Origin of the sequence: Candidatus Nitrosopumilus sp. (assembly GCF_965262695.1) — an archaeon.
Taxonomy (GTDB): domain Archaea; phylum Thermoproteota; class Nitrososphaeria; order Nitrososphaerales; family Nitrosopumilaceae; genus Nitrosopumilus.
On sequence record NZ_OZ253550.1, the window covers coordinates 510,412 to 530,493 of the forward strand.

Consider the following 20,082-nt stretch of genomic DNA (forward strand, 5'->3'; position numbering starts at 1 on the left):
AATGTAGAACATGCGGAGTTGCTTTACTAAACTGTGATTGCAATTGCCCATATTGTGGAAAACGTGAGGAATGTGAGTGCGAGATAGGTGTGCTTACTATTCCATAATATTTTTTCTCAGAAATATTTGATTAAAAATTTACATGCCTAATTGAAAATGATTTTTCAACTAGAAACTGCGAAAAAATTCACTTGTGATTAATAATAGAAATTTTACAATAAAGGCACATGTCAGTAATAGAGGCATACGATATCAAGGCACGAAAAAAGGTGTCAATGAAAGACCCACAACCATATCTTATGAAGAATGGTTCATGGGCATTGAAAGGAACTAGCTCTGAGACTGGGATCAAATTATTCAAAATTGTTGGAAGGACAAAACCATCAATAACCCAATCTAGATTTGAAGCATTCAAAAATCTGTTTACAAGCAGAAAATGTGAATGCGACAAAGAATGCTAGTGTTTTTTTTCTTGCAAAGATCTTAACAATATAGAAAGAATTAATGTGAGATTTTTTTAGGAATTTCATGTCATTTGAGATTGACTGGAGAAAGAATTTTTACGGAATTTCATGGGCTCATGAAAAAGACAGAATAGTAGTTTCAATAGTTTTTGAAGATAAAGATGAAGCTGTTGAAATCTCAAAGAATATAGAAAATTGGAGTGAGAAATTTACCAGATTAACAATTATTGAAAAAGAAGAAGATGAATTTGCATTATGTTGCTATCAAGATCCTCAAGTGTCAAAAACAGACAAGCATATTGGATTGTTTAGAACAGGAATGAGACAAAGTAGTGGGTACAATCAAGTAAAACCAATCATAGAAGAAAAAGCCCCACTATTACAAATTGCTTTTGCAGCAGATGCCATAGATATCACCACATATGAAGAGATATCAAAACTAATTCCTATTAGAAAATTCAGAATTATCAATGAAAAAGATTTGAAAAAGCAAGAATACTATTATGAAAAAATGTCAACTTTGTAAAGTGAAAAAATGGTAGGATTCAAAAAAATTTGAATCATACCATCTATGGTCGGGTAACAAGTATAATCAAAATTTCATATAAAGAATAACTACTAATTTGTTCATATTTTTGATACTGATGAATCGTTCATTCTTGTTAAATAGAAAATTTTCAATATCAAATCATGAATAATAACAATTACAATTCATCATGGGAAGAAGCAATTGGTCTTTCATGGCTAATATCTGAAGAGTGATATGCCTGAATTCTCATGCAGTCCAGACTGCTGGTGTAAAAAAACAAAAAATATCATTGAAACGCCTTAGAACAATCTAAGGATTTTTTTATTTTAATACATAAATTCTGTAATCAAAAGAGCAAGAATATGCATTGTGATGACAAAAGAACGTTATTTGTCTTAAAACAAGGAATTGAAGAAACGTGGGATTTGTTAAGAAAATCCGATTTTGCGGATGAAAATTTAATGAAAAAACTCAACACAGAGATACAAGAGTATTTTGAATACAAAAAATCAGCATAATTGCAGAACTGCTTAAGTAATATTTTGACGTATAATATTGGATGAATTTTGAAAATCTCTTAAAGAGAATAATGGATTCAGATGTAAACATACGACATAGCATAGTCACAGATAATGAAGGAGACATACTTGCTACAAGTCATCGAGAAGGCGTGACAAATTATTTGTCACAAGAAGAAACAGAAGCATCTCTAAAAAGAGCAGCTCAAGCTTGGAAAGGAAGAAAACAACTCAAACCAAAAATTGGTAATGGTTTGTATGCAGTAGCAGCGTTTGAAAAGATTACAAGAATGACATTTCCACTAGGAGATGACAATCTAATCTTTGTTAGTATGGGTTCAGATACAGTAAGAACAGACGTTCATGAAGGCGGTCAAAAACAAATTGTTGAGCATGTTCTAAACATACTTAGTCGCGACCCAACTAAAGAATAACGTAAAGGTATTGTCAGGAATAGAACACACAAAAGAGTGCAAATACAGAATGGACAATGATATGCCACATACTAATTGTTATTGTAAATGCCACAAGATCATTATGGCAGATTCTGCTAAGATGGAATCAAGGACTTTTTGATTCTTTTTCAGGTTCAAAATTTTCGATGATTTCGGTAACTCGAACCATGATTGTTTCTTTGATTTGATCTTGAGTCATACCTGAAGTATGCATGAGTTTCATTTGATCAAGTAATGCAAAATGTACACGTCCTTGAAGATAATCTACTATTCCATATCCCTGTTTAGGAAATTCTGTAATAAACAAGTCATATTCAGAAATATCTGAAGGTGTTTCAGCCATGAAGCAATTTGTTAAAAACCAGTTATAAAATTTCCAAATACTCATAAAACTACACAACAGATTCACCATATGACAGAATTTATCCATAAGCCATATGACAAAATCTATGTTCGAGATATGATCAAACTGGATTTAGACGATCTAATTGGCATGATGTCATCACTTGAATCAGCTCACGCATATTGGGTAGACGGAGTACTTTTTGCCAGTTTTGCAATGACAGAGTCTGAAGAATTGGCCAAAAAAGAGATGCAAAATGAGATGTATCTTGATAAAATCATTTTTGCAAAATATGAAAACTATTCTAAGACAGTAAAATCCTCAACTAATCTTGAAATCGGAGTCCTAAACATGCGTAAAAGTAAATTGTACAAAGACTTGATTGCATGGCTAAAATCACAGCCTATCTGGGACGAATAATTTCAAAAGTAAAATTTCAAATCTAATGTGAAAGAATTGTATGATCCATGTGTATCATCATGCATTGCAAATGGATTTCCTCATCTGTAGTGTGTCCGAGTTTTCCACAAGTAAATTGGTTAGGTTTGAAACAAACACTACATTTCTTGTAAACTTGTAACTGTTCACCGCATTTTCTACAAGACGTATCTTTCATGACTTGTTTTTGTTGAAAATGAATTTAAACCATAGTAAAATTAGAACGGACTAATTAGGTTATGCTAATTAGTTTCCACTAATTAGAAGAGACTAATTTTCAAAGCATTTAATAGAAAATTTTTTCAAAACTTTTCATGGAAAAAAATTGTAAAGTTTGCGGGAAGAATTTCAACTCAAACTCCAATGTTTGTTCTATGGAATGTACATTAATTTCTGGATACTAATTTTAAAATAACATTCATTCAATTGTTAATTATGAATAAAGGTACTGACATTAAAGAAAAAATTTTTGAATATATCAAAAACAGATCAGAAATTAATGAAACAACAGCCATACGGCATATTCACAGGAGGTTTAACATGATAGAAGAAGAAATTGAAAAAATTCTTGAGGGATTATTTGATGAGAAGAAAATCAAAAAAATTTATGATGAGGAATATCAAGAAAACAGATTTGAGATTTAATCATCAAATCAATCTTTTTAAGAGAATGATGTAACAAAAAATTATGATGTTAAAATCAGAAAAATCAATAAAAGAATATCTCAAAAAATTACCAGATGATACAATAATCAAATATTATCTAGATGTAGAGTACAGCCCATTTCCAATCCTAGTAATTGAGGAATATACCAGGCGCTTCAAGAAAAAGACAAAAAATGAGATAATCAAGGATTTAAAATATCAAAGCAGACTAGCACGCAGAAAAACCCAAGAATTAGGTAAAATGGCAAAAAGTCACAAACTTGTTGATGACGTTACCAAACAAAAATCAGATGAAATTATCAAACATGCAAAAAAGAAGGGATTTGAGATTAGCCAAGTGATATCAAAAAAGAAAGCAAATCTTACCACCAAACTCAAAAAATCTGCAAAATCAGGTACAGTTAAGAAGAAAATTTCAAAAAGACTGATGACTTCCACGCAAAAACACTTGGAAGAACTAGAAAAACTTGGAGAATTAAAAAAACAAGGATTAATCACCGCAAAAGAATTTCAAGAAACAAAAAAGAAAATTTTGTCAAAAATCTAAACCTGGGATTTTACAATAGCATCTAAGAATTCAATCAAAATTGTGCAATAATAGACTTTTTCAGATTAAGTACGTTGATTTGGGTTAAACATTGAAATCCAGTTTTGCATGATCTTTTTATTCAGATTAACAAAAGTATCTGAATTATCATTCAATGTTTTTGCATAATCTTTACCTTGTTCAATATTTGCAATTGTCATTTTATGGAATATTGAACGGAATTTTATTGTCTCATCAGACATATTTTCAATTATGTTTTTTGTATCATCAGGAAATGAGTAATTAAACCCAGATTTATTGAAAAATTCTTTTTGAAGAGAAAGTTGAGAAGTTACATAGTTTTTCCACAGTTTGTAATATTCATTTTGTAAATCAAACAAAGTTTGTTGAATGTGAGGAACATTTTGTTCTATTTCTAGAAAATATTTTTTGCTTATTTTTTCAAATAATTCAAAATTAGAATTTTCAGACACGACATTTTTATTAATTTTGTAGATTTAAACTAGAGGGTAAGAATCAAGCACAAAACCATTCCAAAATGAAATGAATATACACAAGTGGATCATACTAGAAATCCTAATGATCACATTTGAAAATAGGATTCGATATGAGTACAAAATAAAGACTGCAAGAGTAGATACGCTTGTAAAATCAATATTATCTCACAGAGATCCTAAAAGTCAAGAAGCAAAAGACGCATCAAAATTTCTTGATGTGTTAATTACAGAAATTGACAGATTTTACGAGGAGAACAGTGATCTTTTATCAAAAAAAGGGAAAAGACCTCATCCACGTTCACGATTGCCAGAAAACAAAGAATGGAACGATAATGTTGAGAAATACTATGAGAAAAATCCTCGAAAAAGGCCTAAAAACAAATTAAAAAATTAGATCTTCAAAATATTTTTGTGCCATATTTGGGAAATTCTAAGATTGTTTTTATTATCAAACTTTGATTTTGAGATAATGAATGGTTCTCCAAATTACACTTTCATTCGAGATTGTCAAGAAGAATATGCTAGACTAGAGGAGAGCATCAAATTCATAGAAGATCTTTTTCAAGAAATTAATGATTAGTTAAGAAAACTAACTAATCGTCATCGAAATCATAATCATCGTCATCATAACATTCGATGAAATCAAATTCTTCGTATTTCATGATAACACTTGATTTTCAAAGTAAATAGATCTTCAGTAAAGGAACTATGACATTCTATGATTCTATATAGTTAGATTGAGCCTAGAAATTCTCAAATATTGTCAAACCAGAGACACAGTCATGGAAAATCCAACTGAGATAAATTCGGTGTATTGGGATGAGAAATCAAAATCATGGCAATACAAAGTGGTTCCAGTTGAAGAATATCATGGATTTACAGAGTGCCAACATTGTAGAAAGCCAATGTCTCACAACATAAAGAGTGATGGAGAATTCAAAGTTGTTTATGTGAAATGTGGGTGTTCTAGAGAATAATTATTTTCCATAAGACATGTAAATTAAAACTCCAGACAAGATGACTATCAGAATTGCAGGAGGCATCCAAGATTTCATGACATCACTTCGTTGTTTAGATAATATTTGTCTAGTCGTTCATGTAGGGGTTCAAGATAATCAGCACATGGCTTAACAAATTCTTGACGAGTGTTCTTTTCACTACTGACAAGTATTACTACCTGATTAATTTTTTGACCTGTCACTTCATGAAACATTTGAGCATAACAGGTGGTTTGTAAATAGTATTCATACATGTATTCATCAACTTGAGGTTTTCTTTTTGTTTTATAGTCAATAATAGACAATTCCCCATTGTATTTTGCAATAAGATCACTAGTTCCTGCAACCTTTAGTTTATCAGAATACATTCTTTGTTCAATGCATGTAACATCTGAGATATTTTCTAAGTAGGGTTTTAGATTATGAAAGTGAGCAATAGGGAGTAAATCAAATTCTTCTAAATTTAGATTTCTACTCAAATAATCTTCAATTATTTGATGGGATTGAGTTCCAATATGTTGAGATTGTGCTGTAATGTATTCATGAGCAGGTTCATTTTCTTTCCAAGAAGTTAATCCGTTTTTCTTTTCTTCAGGAGCAGTTGCAGACAAAATGGTGTTTATTGAGGGATAAATTTTATCAAATTTTGTTTGATACCAATGTCCATCTTCTCGGTCAAGTAGTGTAGGCTCTCTTATCTTTAGCATTTGAGCAAAATTAGGCATGAATTAATTTAGAATACTAGTAATTTAATGCTAAGTCATTTGATCATCTTTTGGAATTTATCAAATTCAGATTTTGTTTTTACAAACTGATCCGTGTTGATTTTCAAATGAAAAAGAGGATCCATTTTTTCGTTTATCATGAAGATTTGTTCATCAAAAATTACAGTTTCAATAAACTCATCGTTAGGATATACTGTGAATTGGAGAAACTGCTCATCAGTCTTTATTTTTAATTGAAACCCCATCATAAGACCAAGTTCATCATCTTTGTTCAAAAATCCAGTGAGACTGGCTCGAAGAGAAGAGTTGTCCTTTATCTCATCATAATTATTTTGAGTGTCAATTATGCATGCAACAGGTTTTCCTTGAAGATGTAGAATAATAGATTTGTGAGTAGGGATAAAATCTTCAGTATTAGTCATCTTATCTAGAGGCACACTCTATCAAAGAATCACAGTATTGTTAAGTATCACGATTTTTCAGTAAATTTGTGAGTAATCTAGATGATTCAATTGGAAAAATCTTACTAGAATTACAAAAAGATGATCCAGAAACATTTGCAAAATTAATGAAAAAAGCACAAGAAGAAAATCCAGAATTTTTTGATGACACAGATGGAGAAAATAAAGAGATTGAAGAGTATAACAAAAAAGTAGAAGAATATAACAGGACTGTTGATGAGGAGTAATTTTTCACAATAACCTTGGATTTTAAACTAAAAGCAGCATAATAATCTCCTTGAGTTACAGATGCCTCATTTGCAATGTTGTTTTGAGAACTCCTAGAAAATTAGAAGATCATCTGCAAATGGAACACAGGTGGGGGTAAAAAGTAGTAGATATAGGCTCAAAAGGAATTTTTTGAAAGAATTGATTTTTTAATGAATACTCCAGATAAGGATCAATGAATTTCATATCAAAAAAAGTTCTAGACTTTCAAAAAAAGAAGCTTGTATCAGCAGAAGAGACTTTGAAAAAATATATTCATGAAATGGAAAAACTTGAAAAAATTAAAAATACAGACAACGTGAAAGAACTTGAAAACTCTAGAAAAATGATAAAAATATGGACAGAAAATATTGAAAAAATCAAAAAAGAGATAAAAAAAATAGAATCAAGATAAATGAGGTTAGAAAATTATGAAATTTAAAAAAGATTCAAAATCAGTGGAAGAGAATACAGAATTAAGAATACTTGCAGAATACAATCGAAGACTTAAACAAATGAAAATTACTCAAAAAAAGGCAAACAAATTACATGATATGGAAATGGATAAAGAAGCAAAAAAAATTCAAGAGTTAGTACAATTGTTATTAGAAGAAATTGAAGCGTATTATAGAAAATACCGTAAAGTATTGACAAAGTATGGAGCTTTACCAGAGCCACCATTAGATATTGACATAACCAAAGAAGAAAGAGATGTTGCAACAGCATGGAAAAATGCTCATCGAAAAAAACATGGGATTTAGAAAATTAAGAACATTACAAGTGAGCAGCACAATATTTATCCACAAAAATATTCATGTCAAAAATTCTGATTATGAATGCAATTAGATAATTAATGAATTAATCTGAATTTAGACGTTTAAAATATGACCATAATTTTAAAAAAATATTTAGTTTTTTAAAGATTTAATGATATAACTGATCAGATAACGATCGATCAGATTTAAATACAATTCCCATTTTTGGGAATGGTATGAAGGTATTCTTTGCCATCATTATGATGTTCATAGCTATTGGGAGTGTTTTAGAAACATATGCAGAAGAATTCACATACAATGAAAAAGTTGCATATGCCGTTGAATCTCAAAAAGTTATAGCTCATATGATTGCAATATACGATAATTTTGGAAAAAATGGAATCTATAACGAGTTGAGCAATATGCATTTTGAACATATTCTAAAACACAATTTGGAAGTTATGAAAAAATATTATTCAGAACACACTGATTATCAAAATGAATTAAAACAAACATTATTAGAAATACAAAATAGCGGTATTGATGAAAAAGCAGTGTTTATTGAACATGCAAAAAAGCTGTTTCCATTATTGAATTCAGGTGCAGATTTAATTACAACTGATCTAAATGATGATAAATCCTTCAGATTAGTTGTTGTGATGTTATTATTAGAATCGGTAAAAACTGAATATATCGAATCTCAAGAGGTAGGAGGTATTGAATCAATATTAAAAAAACAACATGCGGATACTATGGCAATAAGAGCACACATGTATTTTGAAAATACTAATGAAATTCCTTTAGAAATGAAATATGTAATTGAACAAAAGTTTCAAAAAATTTTTCAATTAATGAATAATCATGAAGTCAAAATTGAACATTATGATTTGCTTAATGATATAGTAAGTGAAATTTATGATCATGTAGAGAAAGATGAACCAGGAAAATCTGACGTGAAATTAAATGAGTCAGAGATTTTAAACATAGAATTAGAGAACGTAGGACCAAAAATAACATTACGTACAGACCGTCAAAATGGTAACGATATTGTATCGTTTGAAGGTACAGGATTTCCAAGAGACGTTAGAATTGATATAAAATATGTAACAAATCTAGACAAGGAAATTCAACATGTAAAAGTCAGAAGTCTAGATAATGGAACATTTTATTTGCCAGTTGAAATGAATCCAGAAGAAAAAACATATTTTCTAAATGCAGAATATCTAGAAACTGTAACTACGTACACGATATCAAATAATGCATAACGTCAACAAACCAAGGTTGTTTTTGAGAAATAGGAGAAGAAAAACGAAATTACTAGAATAATCTCGCTTTTCTTGTTTTACTGTAATGAATAATGGACGTCACAAAAAAGCACAGTTCCATTTGGCAAAGTTTTTGCGGCAATAGAATGGCCATCTTCCAACCCTTTTCCGCATACATAACACTCTACTTTGCTTACTGAAGTCTGAATACCTTGTTTTTTGAGAATTTGCATGTCCTGCATAATTGCTTGATTTACCCCCTGCATGGTAACTATACTACGATCAACCATCCTATAAAGGTACCGTACTATACGGTAACCATGATGAGCCTGTAAGATAAGCCAATTTAGACAAAAATTGTGCTAACAAAACCTACTTTACAATTTAAATAATAAACCACTAGAATTTTGTTTATGGGTGGACACCTTTGGAAAGGCTCAAGCAAAAGTAATACCCCTAGATTTATCTGAAAACCAATTTCAGATTTACAATAAAATTTCAAGAAATTATTCACATTCATTTCTATTTGAGTCACTTACAGGTCCTGAAGTTTTAGCTGAAACATCAGTAATGGGTTTTGACCCCAAAATAATTCTCAAGGGATATTCAGATAAAGTGGAGATAATTCAAGATGGAGAAATAAAGATCATACAAACTAATGGCCCATTTTCAGAGTTGAAAAAATTACTTGGAAAATCAGATGATCAAAGTTACAGATATCTCGGAGGGGCAGTAGGAGTAGTAAATTACGATGCAATTAGAATGGTAGAAGATATTCCAGATACTCATGATTCACCTCAACCATTAATGGAATTTGGAATTTATGATGATGGGTTATTGTATGATAATGTACACAAAAAATTATTTTATTTTTATCATGATGAAAATAGATTTGATAAATTAATTATGAGTGATGATGAGTTTGGAGAATTTCATTCAAGTGAAGTAATACCAAACATGGACAAAACAAAATTTTCAGAAATTGTAAACAAAGCAAAAGAGTACATTCATGATGGGGATATTTTCCAAGTGGTATTGTCTCGTAAATTTGCATTTAATACAGATGGAGACGACTTAACACTTTACAAAACATTACGAAAATTAAATCCATCACCATACATGTATCATCTAAAACAAGACAACAAAACGATAATTGGTGCATCACCTGAAATGTTAGTTAGAATTACAGATGACAAAGTAGAAACATTCCCCATTGCAGGAACACGAAAAATCACAGATAATGAAGAGAAGAATAAACAATTAGCAGAAGAATTAATTCATGATGAAAAAGAACTAGCAGAACATACGATGTTAGTAGATTTAGGACGAAATGATATTGGTCGAGTCTGCAAATATGGTACAGTACATCCAGAGTCATTAATGGAGATAAAACGATTCAGTCATGTTCAACACATAGTAAGTCATGTAGTAGGCAATTTGGCGCCTGAAAATGACATGTTTGATGCATTTCAGGCAGTATTTCCAGCAGGAACAGTATCAGGAGCACCCAAAGTCAGAGCCATGGAGATTATTGATGAGTTAGAGACTGAAGCCAGAGGCCCATATGCAGGAGCAGTAGGATATTTCTCATATAATGGATGTTGTGATTTTGCAATTGCAATTAGAAGTATATTCATTGAAGATAAAAAAGGATTTGTTCAATCAGGGGCAGGAATTGTTTCAGATTCTATCCCAGAAAATGAGTTTAAAGAAACAGAGCATAAAGCAGGTGCAATGTTACAAGCACTAAAGGAGGCATCATCATGAAATTTTTAATCATAGATAATTACGATTCATTTGTTTACAACATTGCACAATATTTGGGAGAGTTGGGGGTAGACTGTGATGTGATTAGAAATGACAAGATTACTCTAAAGGAAATTCAAGAAAAAAATTATGATGCAATAATTATTTCTCCAGGTCCAGGAACACCCGAAGACAAGAAATACTTTGGAGTGTGTAGTGATGTGATTAAAGACATTGGTTCAAGTACACCCATACTAGGAGTTTGTCTAGGACATCAAGGAATAATTGATGCATTTGGAGGAAAGGTGACTAACGCGGGATGTGTTAGACATGGGAAGACAAGTCCCGTGGATCACATTAATTCAAAGTTGTTCAAAGATGTAAAAAACCCATTTAGAGCAACACGTTATCACAGTCTAGTTGGAGATAAAACAATAGTTCCAGAAGTTCTAAAGGTTACAGCTACTGCATCAGACGATGGAGAAATCATGGCAATAGAACACAAAGACTATCTAATTCAAGGAGTACAATTTCATCCAGAATCAATCATGACAGAAGATGGCAAAAAAATTCTATCAAACTTTATTGATCAAGTGAAGGAGAAAAAGAAATGATCGTAGAATTAATTTCAAAACTACAAGAAAAAACAAATCTCACATATGAAGAAATGAATCAAGTGATGGCAGATGTTCTTTCTGGAAAGACAAGTGATTCTGAAAATGCAGATTTTCTATCAAATCTAGCAGATAAAGGAGAAACAGATGATGAATTACTAGGAATGCTAGATAAAATGCAGGAATTCTCACTAAAAATTGAGCCTAAAAATGCTGGAACTATTATTGACATGTGTGGGACAGGAGGAGACAAACTTCAGACATTCAACATATCCACCACAGCATCATTTGTAGTAGCAGCCGCAGGAGGAATCGTAGCAAAGCATGGAAATCGTTCTAGTTCAGGAATATCAGGTAGTGCAGATATTTTTGAATATTTTGGATATGATTTGAATTTAGAACCACCTCAAATTGCAGGAGTTTTAGAAAAACACAATATTTGCTTTATGTTTGCACAGAAGTTTCATCCTGCAATGAAACATGTCTCTACAGCAAGAAAACAGTTAGGAAAAAGAACTGCATTTAATTTACTTGGACCATTATCAAATCCTGCAGGAGTAAAAAATCAACTAGTAGGAGTTTTTTCAATAGAATATCTTGACAGATTGCCAAAGATATTGAAAAGAAAAGGTGCAGAAAACATAATGACAGTACGCTCAGATGACGGAATGGATGAATTTTCCACTAGTTCAACTAACAGAGTATGTATTTTAAGAGATGAAAAAGTTCTGATGAATGCAATTGATCCTGAAGTTGTCGGATTACACAAATCATCATTAAAAGATATTCAAATCCAGACTAAAGAAGATGCAATAAAATCATTTGTAGGGGTTTTGAACAATACTGCAAACCAAGCAATGATTGAAACAACAGTACTCAATGCAGCTGGGGGATTAATTGTTGCAAACATTTCAAACAATTTTGAAGAGGCAGTAGAACTTGCATTAAACATAATTAAAGATGGTAAAGCATTCTCATTATTGGAGAAATTTGTACAAGACACAGGAGACATTTCAAAGTTAAAGGAGGTTACTAATGGCTGAAAATATTCTTAGAAAATTAGTAAACAATTCACGAATGGCAATTGATGATGGCGTATATGAAATAGAATCTAATTTAGAAAAATCAAACAAAGATTTTATTCAAATCATCAAGACAAGCGGACATGCACCACTACTCACAGAAGTAAAATTCTCATCACCATCTCTAGGCAAAATTAGAACAATCACAGACCCAGTAAGCATAGCATCCCAAATGATAGCAGGAGGCTCAAAGGCATTATCAGTACTAACTCAGCCACATCTATTCAACGGATCTCCAGAATACTTCATGAAAGTAAGACAAGCAGTAGATGTCCCAATGCTGATGAAAGACATTATGATTGAAAAAGTGCAGATAGATGCAGCAAAAAAGATTGGGGCAGACTTTATGTTAGTTATTCAATCATTGTTTGATCAAAATTATCTCAAAGATATTGATGAGTTTATTGCATATGGACATAAGCAAGGACTCCAAATTTTACTAGAAGTACACACCAAACAAGAATTTGAAAATGCATTAAAAACAGAAGCAGATTTGATTGGAATCAACAACAGAAATCTAGATACGTTAGAAATTGACCTTAAAACAACTGAAACAATATTATCAGGAATAGACAAGACCAGACCAATACTATCTGAAAGTGGAATAGATACACCTGAAGATATCCAATATCTAAAAAAGTGTGGGGCAGATGCATTTCTAATAGGATCAAGCATAATGAAAAGTAACAACATTGAAGAACAGGTAAGAAAATTGGTGAATGCATATTGAAATATCCAAAAAATGGTAGATTCGGAGAGTTTGGTGGAAAATACATTCCAGAAACTCTAGTTCCAGCAATTGAAGAGTTGGAAGAGAATTATCTGAAATTCAAAAATGACAAAAATTTTAAAAAAGAATTAGATTACTATCTCAAAGTTTACGCAGGTCGTCCAACCCCACTATACTATGCAAAAAATCTGTCAGAGAAACTTGGAGGTGCAAAGATCTATCTAAAAAGAGAAGACCTGTTACACGGAGGAGCTCATAAAATTAACAACACATTAGGACAAGCACTTCTTGCAAAAAAAATGAAAAAGAAAAGAATCATTGCAGAAACTGGGGCAGGTCAACATGGAGTTGCAACTGCAATGGCATGCGCAGCATTAGGAATGAAAGCAGAAGTATACATGGGCTACAAAGACACTATCAGGCAAAAACTAAACGTATTTCGAATGAATTTACTTGGATCAAAGGTTCACCCAGTAAAATCAGGCTCAAAGACACTCAAAGATGCAATCAACGAGGCAATCAGAGATTGGATAACAAATGTAGAGACTACGTATTATTTACTTGGTTCAGCAGTAGGACCTCATCCATACCCAGTAATGGTTAGGGATTTTCAAAGTGTGATTGGAAATGAAATAAAATCACAAATGAAGAAACTAAACAAAACACCAGACAGTGTTATTGCATGTGTTGGTGGAGGTTCTAATGCAATTGGAACATTTTATCCACTTGTAGATTCTAATGCAGAAATTATTGGAGTTGAAGCTGCAGGTCATGGATTAAAATCAAAGAAACATTCAGCAACACTTTCAGCTGGAAGTAAAGGCGTTCTTCATGGAATGATGACATATCTACTTCAAGACAAAGAAGGGCAAATTACAGAGACACATAGTATTTCAGCAGGATTAGACTATCCAGGGGTTGGACCTGAACATTCCTATTTCAAAGATACTAAACGAGTAAAATATCGCGCAGCAACAGATACAGAAGTAATTGATGCATTTCTAATGTTAACAAGAACAGAAGGAATTATCCCAGCTTTAGAATCAGCTCATGCAATTGCAGAGGCAATCAAAGTTGCAAGAAAGAGTAAAAAATCCGAATCAATCGTAGTTACACTTTCTGGAAGAGGAGACAAAGACGTAGAAGAGGTTCAAAATTATCTGAGTAAAAATGTCAAAGATTAAAGAAAAGTTTGCAGAGTTGCAAACAAGAAAAGAAAAAGCCTTGATTTCATATATTATGGCAGGTTTTCCAAATGAAAAGTCAACCATTTCAGTTGTAAGAGGATTAGTCAAAGGAGGGGCAGACATTATTGAGTTAGGATTTCCATTTTCAGATCCTCTGGCAGATGGACCGGTTATTCAAAATGCAAGCACAATATCCCTTGAAAAAGGCACAAAGATAGACAAATTCTTTGCGCTAGTAAAAAAAATCAGAAAAGAGACAGATATTCCTCTAGTATTGATGACATATACCAATATTCTATACCACAAAGGATATTCAAAATTCATAACAGAGGCTAAAAAAGCAGGAATTGACGGATTCATTCTACCAGACATGTCTGTAGAAGAATCAAGAGATTATCTGCAAGCTGCAAAAAATAATGCAGATACAATATTCCTGATATCACCCAACACAAGCAAGATTAGGATTCAAAAAATTGCTAAAGCATCATCCGGTTTCTTGTACCTAGTTGCAGTATATGGAACTACAGGCGTAAAAACAGAGATTAAGAATTACACCATAGATGCAATCAAAAATGTCAAAAAACAAACCAAAGGCAAAATTCCAGTGGGGGTAGGATTTGGAGTTTCAACACCAGAAGATGTAAAAAAATACATCAAGGCAGGAGCAGATGGAGTAATTGTTGGCAGTGCTTTCTTGAAATTAATTGAAAAAACTCCTCAAAACAAATTAGAATCAAAAATAGCTGAATTTACAAAATCACTAAAAAGACAAACATTGCAGAAAAAATAAGAACCGTCTAAGTAAGGTGGCCAAGTTTACAAACTGGCATTGAGGGGAAACTCGATTTCAGTTATGACCACCCACTAGATGTTCTCAGAATAGTATAGTGAAAGAAAAATAAAAAATCCATTATCTAAAAAATGAAAAACTGTCCAAAAATTAACAAATTTTTTTACAATTGTATAGTTGTGAAATTAAATTATTTTTCGTCAGATTCGTCTGGTTCATTTGCTTTGTCTCTTACTTTTTTCATCACACAAAATTTTGCAAGAGTTTTCTTAAATCCCATAATCAAGTTAGAAAATCAAGTAACTTAAGCATATTGATAGAATCTAATCAAAAGAATAATCAAAACTAGTGAATTTTCTGTATATCCTCACCGCAATGAATGCAAAAAAAAGAGCCATTTTTTGACCAATAATGGTCACAATCGGGATTAGTCATATGATTAATGATGATTTATGGTCATAAGAAACAAGTTGTTCAAAACATCCAACATTCTAAGAAAATAATTTGAGTGAATTTAGGCTCAAATTTATCAAGATATACGGTCTAGTTTCTTATCTAATGAACTAACTTGATTTATCAAATTTTTTACAATGTCATCAATTGTCTCAGTTTTATTTTTTGGAGGATCATCAGTAACATCGGCCCAATCAATCATGGCATCAAATATGGCACGAACTTGTAATGAATCATCATACAGGGCATCTATGGAGATTTGTTTCTTTTTGTCTTTATCTTTAGGATAGATTATCAGATGACCATCTTTTGAAATTAGATATTGGTGATATGTAATGGCATCTGCAAAATCAACCAAAAACAAACCACGTATAGCGTTTTTTAATTTTGGATTATATTGCATTTTATTACAAGTTTTTTTAAGAATTTGACTTAGTGTAGTATCTTCATCAAATCCACCTTTTAGTTTTGTAGGATCAATGATTATTTTTAGAAATTTTTCAAATACTGTGATATGAGAATTAACATATGAAGTCATAGAGTAAATTGCAAAAAGGATTACATCATTACGTTTTGTTTCAAACTCATCTAATTTTCTAATTATTTCTGAAAAAGAATTAGAAAATCCTTTTTGGAATTCGATGAAATTTAGAAAGAATTTCTCATCATAGTAGTCAGCATTAAAATGGCATAATCCCTTTTTTTCAATGTCATTTAAGATAACTAAAGTAGCCCTATAGTTTGGATCATTACTTGTCACAAAGTTTCTGAATTTTGTATGAACTTAAGTTTTAATTTACATCAAACGTTCGTTTTTTAATTTCTGTCTATTTCGATATACGATCAGATGGTAATTGATAATTTGTTTTAATTTTTCTTCAACGGTTAATTGATCAGCAGTTGCAATGCTTAGAAATCTAAGATAGTCATTATCATTTAGTTTAAGGCGAATCTCTCTCACCAGATAAGTTAGTAGAATTGAGCCTAAAAGAGGAGGTTATTGTAAAAATAGACTCATCTAAGAGCAATCAAACTAGTCTTTTTTGAAAAGATTATGATTGAGACAATAGAGACAGTTAGAATCAAAAGGGCAATTCCTCCAAATTCAGGAATAACTTTTGAACCCATAATCTTGATTTCACGAGAATCAGAGTCAATTGGAATAACTAATTGAGTTGCAGTGTCACCACTAATTGTTGAATCAGATTCAAAATCAACCATGTTTCCATCAATCCATACTGTTGTTGGGTTGTCAATCAATTCTTTAGGTAAAGTTAGTGTAATCTCATCATTATTGCTTTCACTAGTAAGAGTAAATGTCAAAGTTTTTTCATCAGGGTTTACATGAACTGCAGGAGATAGATAAGCATCCAAGAAGTATTTTACTTCAAATCCTAATCCATCATCGCTATAGCCGGATGCAATTTTATCTACAGACTTGACACTACCAGGATCTAACACTACATGAACTACACCATTCATCCATGGATGTAATGTACAATAATAGTAAAAGTCACCAAGTTCATCAAACTGATGAGTAAAAGATTTTCCTGCAGTGAAAAATCCACTATCAAAGAGTCCATTCTCATCATCAGGAGCAGGGGTTCGTTCGCCTGTAGGATTAATTGAAGTGATAGTATGAAATGCAGTATCAGCATTTGACCAGGTTACAGAATCTCCTGGAAAAACAGTGATTATGCCAGTTGTTTCACCAGTGTCTTTTTGAGACCAATAGTAAGGAAAGTTTTCATCAGCTGCACCTGAAGGAATTTTAATTTCATAGTTTTCAGCAAAGGCAAAACCTGAACTCACCATCAATATTGCCATCAGAGGCAAAACTGCAAGTGCATACTTCATAATCATATAACTGTCAAGTAGTATTTCAACCAAACCATGATCGACAAAACATACAAAAACCAGATACTCGTTTTATTAATGTGCAGACGAAGTTTATTTTTGTCACAGGTGGTGTGATGTCTGGCCTTGGAAAAGGCGTAACAACTTCCTCGATTGCGAAATTATTACAATTAGCAGATCAAAAAGTATCCTGTATCAAGATAGATCCATACCTGAACTATGATGCAGGGACCATGAATCCCGTAGCTCATGGGGAAGTATTCGTCACAGATGATGGAGGAGAGTGTGACATGGATATTGGAAACTATGAGAGATTTCTAAATCAAGATATTCCAAAAAGCCATAACATTACAACTGCTCAAGTATACTCCTCAGTAATAGAGTCAGAAAGAAAGGGAGAGTATCTAGGAGCATGTGTTCAAATCATCCCTCATGTAACTGATGAAATCAAAAACAGAATCAAGAAAATAGCTGAAGATGAAAAACTTGATTTTCTAATCGTAGAATGTGGAGGAACCGTAGGAGATATTGAATCATTACCATTCCTTGAAGCATTAAGACAGATGAAAGTTGAAGAAGGACCACAAGGAGTAATTTTTGTACATGTAACACTTGCACCATCACTTGATGTAGTTGGAGAACAAAAAACAAAACCTACTCAACATAGTGCACAAGAATTAAGAAGAATTGGTATTCAACCAGACTTTTTGGCAGTAAGATGCACATTACCACTAGAAGAAAAAACAAAGAAAAAGATTGCAATGTTTACAAATGTCACTGCAAAAGATGTTCTTTCATGTCACGATGCAAAATCAATCTTTGAAGTTCCACAAATGTTGTATGACCAAGGAATCATGGATGCAATATTTACTAAATTTGGAATAGTAGGAATGGTAAATGCATCAGCAAATTGGGACAAATGGAATGCAATTGCACAAAATATGGTAAACCATGAAGACCAAAAAGTAAAGATTGCAATGGTTGGAAAATATGTCACATTAGCAGATAGTTATGTGAGTGTAAATCATGCACTAAAACATGCAGGGGCACAGATTGGAAAATCAGTGGACATTGATTGGATTGATTCTGAATCAATTACAGACTATTCTGTTTTATCAGATTATGACGGAATACTAGTCCCAGGAGGATTTGGTACAAGAGGTTCTGAAGGAATTATTCATACTGCAAACTATGCACGTGAAAACAACATTCCATATCTTGGAATATGTTTTGGATTCCAACTAGCTGCAATTGCATTTGGAAGGAATGTTTTGAAATTAGAAGATGCAAACTCTACAGAAATTAAACAGGATGCAAAAAATCCAATTGTAGATTTGCTTCCAGAACAAAAGGATGTTTCAGACATGGGAGGATCATTGAGATTAGGAGCAAATGATGTACTAATCAAAGAAAACACAAACGCTCAAAAAATTTACGGCACAACGACAATTAGCAAAAGACACAGGCACAGATACGAAATCAACAAAGAATACATTCCAAAATTTGAAGAGAATGGTTTGATATTTTCAGCAGACAGTGATAATGGTAAGAGAATGGAGATATTAGAAATTCCTAGTCATAAATTCTACCTAGGAGTACAATTTCATCCAGAATTTAACAGTAGACCAGGATTTCCAGAAGAAACATTTTCAGCTTTTATCAAAGCAGCATCTGAAAAATAATAAGTTACTCTATTTTAGATATTTCATAGATCTTCTGTCTAGCATCACGGATAGAGACTTTCTTTTTGACATAGCCTTTTTTCAATAAATGACTTAGCGCCAATCGAACAGTTCTATCAGGAAGAAGTGTTTTGTTTGCCAAGTCTTTTTGAGTCAATGCACCTTCATACTCCAATGTCTTCAAAAGTAGTTTGGAGCTTGGAGGCATACTGAGTAATTCTTCAGCCAAATGAACTTTTTTTGCCAGTGCAGATATAGCAGTAGAATCTTTTTTTAGACGAATTATTTTTGCAGGAGGGAAGAATTGAGTACATTCAACGGTTTTGTTTACTTTGTACCTATCAAGACCATCTAACACAACTTCACAATGCAATCTGGCAGAAATATCATCAATCTCAATTGAACTATCATTAGATACAATGATAGGTCTTCTTGTTACATCAAGAGAGTTCACAGATATGATTTCAAACACTGCAGAATCCTGAAACAATACAGGTCCACCAGCAGACATAGAATAAGCAGAAGAGCCTATAGGAGTTGAAACAATTATTCCATCACTATTATCGTGCCAAACTTCTTCACCATTGACACGTAATGTATGCTCCATCAACATTGCACTTCGTGATGAAAATACTGCAACATCATTAAGAACAGGATAGACATTTTTGCCATCTATCTTTACTCCAAGTCGAGGAACTTCTTCAATTGTGTACTTTTGTTTTTTTAGAATATTGACATATGATGCAAATTCTTTAAGATCAATTTGAGCCAAAAAACCACTGGTTTCACCTTCACTTATTCCTAAAATCGGCAGTGTAGAATCAAATGTTCTATGAAAATAATTGCGGACTCCTTTATCACCACCTAAAACGATAACACAATCAGCAGGTTTACTCTTTGATTTTGTAATTGCAAATGACTTGATTCCAGCATCATCCAGTATTTTTTTTACATATTTAGCTGCATTACTAGTTGTTCCAGAACCATAGATACCTATTTGCATAGAGTAAAGATTTGAAATGCTTCAATAAAAG

28 protein-coding genes are annotated in these 20,082 nt (G+C 32.2%); 19 read left to right on the forward strand and 9 right to left on the reverse strand.

Features of this window, described 5'->3' with window-relative positions:
- The first annotated feature begins 227 nt into the window (after window positions 1-227).
- The 3 genes from ACQY2P_RS03290 (at window position 228) to ACQY2P_RS03300 (ending at window position 1,945) form a co-directional block, all read left to right on the forward strand.
- Window positions 228-461, forward strand: coding sequence for a hypothetical protein (locus ACQY2P_RS03290; protein ID WP_428324146.1), 234 nt, complete (start codon window positions 228-230; stop codon window positions 459-461).
- Window positions 462-528: 67 nt separating this feature from the next.
- The gene (locus ACQY2P_RS03295; RefSeq protein WP_428326981.1) at window positions 529-990 is read left to right on the forward strand and encodes a hypothetical protein; all 462 of its coding nucleotides are present in this window, start codon (window positions 529-531) and stop codon (window positions 988-990) included.
- 592 nt (window positions 991-1,582) lie between these two features.
- Window positions 1,583-1,945 (forward strand): hypothetical protein, encoded by a 363-nt coding sequence (locus ACQY2P_RS03300; protein WP_428326982.1) that lies wholly within the window; start codon window positions 1,583-1,585, stop codon window positions 1,943-1,945.
- 127 nt (window positions 1,946-2,072) lie between these two features.
- Here ACQY2P_RS03300 and ACQY2P_RS03305 read toward each other — a convergent pair whose 3' ends face one another.
- A complete protein-coding gene (locus ACQY2P_RS03305; RefSeq protein WP_428326983.1) occupies window positions 2,073-2,309 on the reverse strand; it encodes a hypothetical protein in 237 nt (78 codons plus the stop codon).
- Between the two features lie 69 nt (window positions 2,310-2,378).
- On the opposite strand from ACQY2P_RS03305, the gene ACQY2P_RS03310 reads away from it, so the two are divergent.
- Window positions 2,379-2,729: a hypothetical protein gene (locus tag ACQY2P_RS03310; protein ID WP_428326984.1), complete on the forward strand. Its 351-nt coding sequence runs from the start codon at window positions 2,379-2,381 to the stop codon at window positions 2,727-2,729.
- Between the two features lie 22 nt (window positions 2,730-2,751).
- On the opposite strand, the gene ACQY2P_RS03315 is transcribed toward ACQY2P_RS03310, so the two are convergent.
- Window positions 2,752-2,925: a hypothetical protein gene (locus ACQY2P_RS03315; RefSeq protein ID WP_428326985.1), complete on the reverse strand. Its 174-nt coding sequence runs from the start codon at window positions 2,923-2,925 to the stop codon at window positions 2,752-2,754.
- A 257-nt stretch (window positions 2,926-3,182) separates the two neighbouring features.
- Here ACQY2P_RS03315 and ACQY2P_RS03320 point away from each other — a divergent pair, with 257 nt between their 5' ends.
- Entirely contained in the window at window positions 3,183-3,392 is a 210-nt protein-coding gene (locus tag ACQY2P_RS03320) for a hypothetical protein (RefSeq protein WP_428326986.1), read from the forward strand.
- A gap of 43 nt (window positions 3,393-3,435) precedes the next feature.
- The gene (locus ACQY2P_RS03325; protein ID WP_428326987.1) at window positions 3,436-3,960 is read left to right on the forward strand and encodes a hypothetical protein; all 525 of its coding nucleotides are present in this window, start codon (window positions 3,436-3,438) and stop codon (window positions 3,958-3,960) included.
- 65 nt (window positions 3,961-4,025) lie between these two features.
- Here the strand turns inward: ACQY2P_RS03325 and ACQY2P_RS03330 are convergent, their stop codons facing one another.
- Window positions 4,026-4,433, reverse strand: coding sequence for a hypothetical protein (locus ACQY2P_RS03330; RefSeq protein WP_428326988.1), 408 nt, complete (start codon window positions 4,431-4,433; stop codon window positions 4,026-4,028).
- A gap of 106 nt (window positions 4,434-4,539) precedes the next feature.
- Here ACQY2P_RS03330 and ACQY2P_RS03335 point away from each other — a divergent pair, with 106 nt between their 5' ends.
- Window positions 4,540-4,851, forward strand: a complete 312-nt coding sequence (locus tag ACQY2P_RS03335; RefSeq protein ID WP_428326989.1) for a hypothetical protein — start codon at window positions 4,540-4,542, stop codon at window positions 4,849-4,851.
- A gap of 388 nt (window positions 4,852-5,239) precedes the next feature.
- Window positions 5,240-5,434, forward strand: coding sequence for a hypothetical protein (locus ACQY2P_RS03340; protein WP_428326990.1), 195 nt, complete (start codon window positions 5,240-5,242; stop codon window positions 5,432-5,434).
- Between the two features lie 74 nt (window positions 5,435-5,508).
- Here ACQY2P_RS03340 and ACQY2P_RS03345 read toward each other — a convergent pair whose 3' ends face one another.
- Entirely contained in the window at window positions 5,509-6,180 is a 672-nt protein-coding gene (locus ACQY2P_RS03345; RefSeq protein ID WP_428326991.1) for a PD-(D/E)XK nuclease family protein, read from the reverse strand.
- A gap of 35 nt (window positions 6,181-6,215) precedes the next feature.
- On the reverse strand, window positions 6,216-6,617 hold the full coding sequence (locus ACQY2P_RS03350; RefSeq protein WP_428326992.1) for a hypothetical protein: 402 nt from the start codon (window positions 6,615-6,617) through the stop codon (window positions 6,216-6,218).
- A gap of 53 nt (window positions 6,618-6,670) precedes the next feature.
- On the opposite strand from ACQY2P_RS03350, the gene ACQY2P_RS03355 reads away from it, so the two are divergent.
- The 4 genes from ACQY2P_RS03355 (at window position 6,671) to ACQY2P_RS03370 (ending at window position 8,907) form a co-directional block, all read left to right on the forward strand.
- Window positions 6,671-6,868, forward strand: a complete 198-nt coding sequence (locus ACQY2P_RS03355; RefSeq protein ID WP_428326993.1) for a hypothetical protein — start codon at window positions 6,671-6,673, stop codon at window positions 6,866-6,868.
- 215 nt (window positions 6,869-7,083) lie between these two features.
- Window positions 7,084-7,302 (forward strand): hypothetical protein, encoded by a 219-nt coding sequence (locus tag ACQY2P_RS03360; protein WP_428326994.1) that lies wholly within the window; start codon window positions 7,084-7,086, stop codon window positions 7,300-7,302.
- A 16-nt stretch (window positions 7,303-7,318) separates the two neighbouring features.
- A complete protein-coding gene (locus ACQY2P_RS03365) occupies window positions 7,319-7,648 on the forward strand; it encodes a hypothetical protein (protein ID WP_428326995.1) in 330 nt (109 codons plus the stop codon).
- Window positions 7,649-7,878: 230 nt separating this feature from the next.
- Window positions 7,879-8,907: a hypothetical protein gene (locus tag ACQY2P_RS03370; RefSeq protein WP_428326996.1), complete on the forward strand. Its 1,029-nt coding sequence runs from the start codon at window positions 7,879-7,881 to the stop codon at window positions 8,905-8,907.
- 77 nt (window positions 8,908-8,984) lie between these two features.
- On the opposite strand, the gene ACQY2P_RS03375 is transcribed toward ACQY2P_RS03370, so the two are convergent.
- Complete coding sequence (locus ACQY2P_RS03375; protein ID WP_428326997.1) at window positions 8,985-9,173, reverse strand: hypothetical protein; 189 nt, start codon at window positions 9,171-9,173, stop codon at window positions 8,985-8,987.
- A 151-nt stretch (window positions 9,174-9,324) separates the two neighbouring features.
- Here ACQY2P_RS03375 and ACQY2P_RS03380 point away from each other — a divergent pair, with 151 nt between their 5' ends.
- The 6 genes from ACQY2P_RS03380 to trpA are packed head-to-tail and all read left to right on the forward strand — an operon-like array spanning window position 9,325 to window position 15,056.
- Window positions 9,325-10,674 (forward strand): anthranilate synthase component I family protein, encoded by a 1,350-nt coding sequence (locus ACQY2P_RS03380; protein ID WP_428326998.1) that lies wholly within the window; start codon window positions 9,325-9,327, stop codon window positions 10,672-10,674.
- Window positions 10,671-11,267, forward strand: a complete 597-nt coding sequence (locus tag ACQY2P_RS03385) for an anthranilate synthase component II (protein ID WP_428326999.1) — start codon at window positions 10,671-10,673, stop codon at window positions 11,265-11,267. The genes ACQY2P_RS03380 and ACQY2P_RS03385 overlap by 4 nt, the downstream gene beginning before the upstream one ends.
- On the forward strand, window positions 11,264-12,310 hold the full coding sequence (trpD, locus tag ACQY2P_RS03390) for an anthranilate phosphoribosyltransferase (RefSeq protein ID WP_428327000.1): 1,047 nt from the start codon (window positions 11,264-11,266) through the stop codon (window positions 12,308-12,310). Before ACQY2P_RS03385 ends, trpD begins: the two co-directional genes overlap by 4 nt.
- Window positions 12,303-13,079: an indole-3-glycerol phosphate synthase TrpC gene (locus ACQY2P_RS03395; protein ID WP_428327001.1), complete on the forward strand. Its 777-nt coding sequence runs from the start codon at window positions 12,303-12,305 to the stop codon at window positions 13,077-13,079. The genes trpD and ACQY2P_RS03395 overlap by 8 nt, the downstream gene beginning before the upstream one ends.
- Window positions 13,076-14,263 (forward strand): tryptophan synthase subunit beta, encoded by a 1,188-nt coding sequence (trpB, locus tag ACQY2P_RS03400; protein ID WP_428327002.1) that lies wholly within the window; start codon window positions 13,076-13,078, stop codon window positions 14,261-14,263. The genes ACQY2P_RS03395 and trpB overlap by 4 nt, the downstream gene beginning before the upstream one ends.
- The gene (gene trpA, locus ACQY2P_RS03405) at window positions 14,250-15,056 is read left to right on the forward strand and encodes a tryptophan synthase subunit alpha (RefSeq protein ID WP_428327003.1); all 807 of its coding nucleotides are present in this window, start codon (window positions 14,250-14,252) and stop codon (window positions 15,054-15,056) included. Before trpB ends, trpA begins: the two co-directional genes overlap by 14 nt.
- A gap of 529 nt (window positions 15,057-15,585) precedes the next feature.
- Here trpA and ACQY2P_RS03410 read toward each other — a convergent pair.
- Together ACQY2P_RS03410 and ACQY2P_RS03415 are read right to left on the reverse strand one after the other, a co-directional pair.
- Entirely contained in the window at window positions 15,586-16,269 is a 684-nt protein-coding gene (locus ACQY2P_RS03410) for a hypothetical protein (protein ID WP_428327004.1), read from the reverse strand.
- A 254-nt stretch (window positions 16,270-16,523) separates the two neighbouring features.
- On the reverse strand, window positions 16,524-17,366 hold the full coding sequence (locus tag ACQY2P_RS03415) for a PEFG-CTERM sorting domain-containing protein (RefSeq protein WP_428327005.1): 843 nt from the start codon (window positions 17,364-17,366) through the stop codon (window positions 16,524-16,526).
- Window positions 17,367-17,446: 80 nt separating this feature from the next.
- Between ACQY2P_RS03415 and pyrG the strand changes: the two genes are divergently transcribed.
- A complete protein-coding gene (pyrG, locus tag ACQY2P_RS03420) occupies window positions 17,447-19,048 on the forward strand; it encodes a glutamine hydrolyzing CTP synthase (RefSeq protein ID WP_428327006.1) in 1,602 nt (533 codons plus the stop codon).
- A gap of 4 nt (window positions 19,049-19,052) precedes the next feature.
- Here pyrG and ACQY2P_RS03425 read toward each other — a convergent pair whose 3' ends face one another.
- Window positions 19,053-20,051: an NAD(+)/NADH kinase gene (locus ACQY2P_RS03425; protein WP_428327007.1), complete on the reverse strand. Its 999-nt coding sequence runs from the start codon at window positions 20,049-20,051 to the stop codon at window positions 19,053-19,055.
- Window positions 20,052-20,082: the final 31 nt, after the last annotated feature.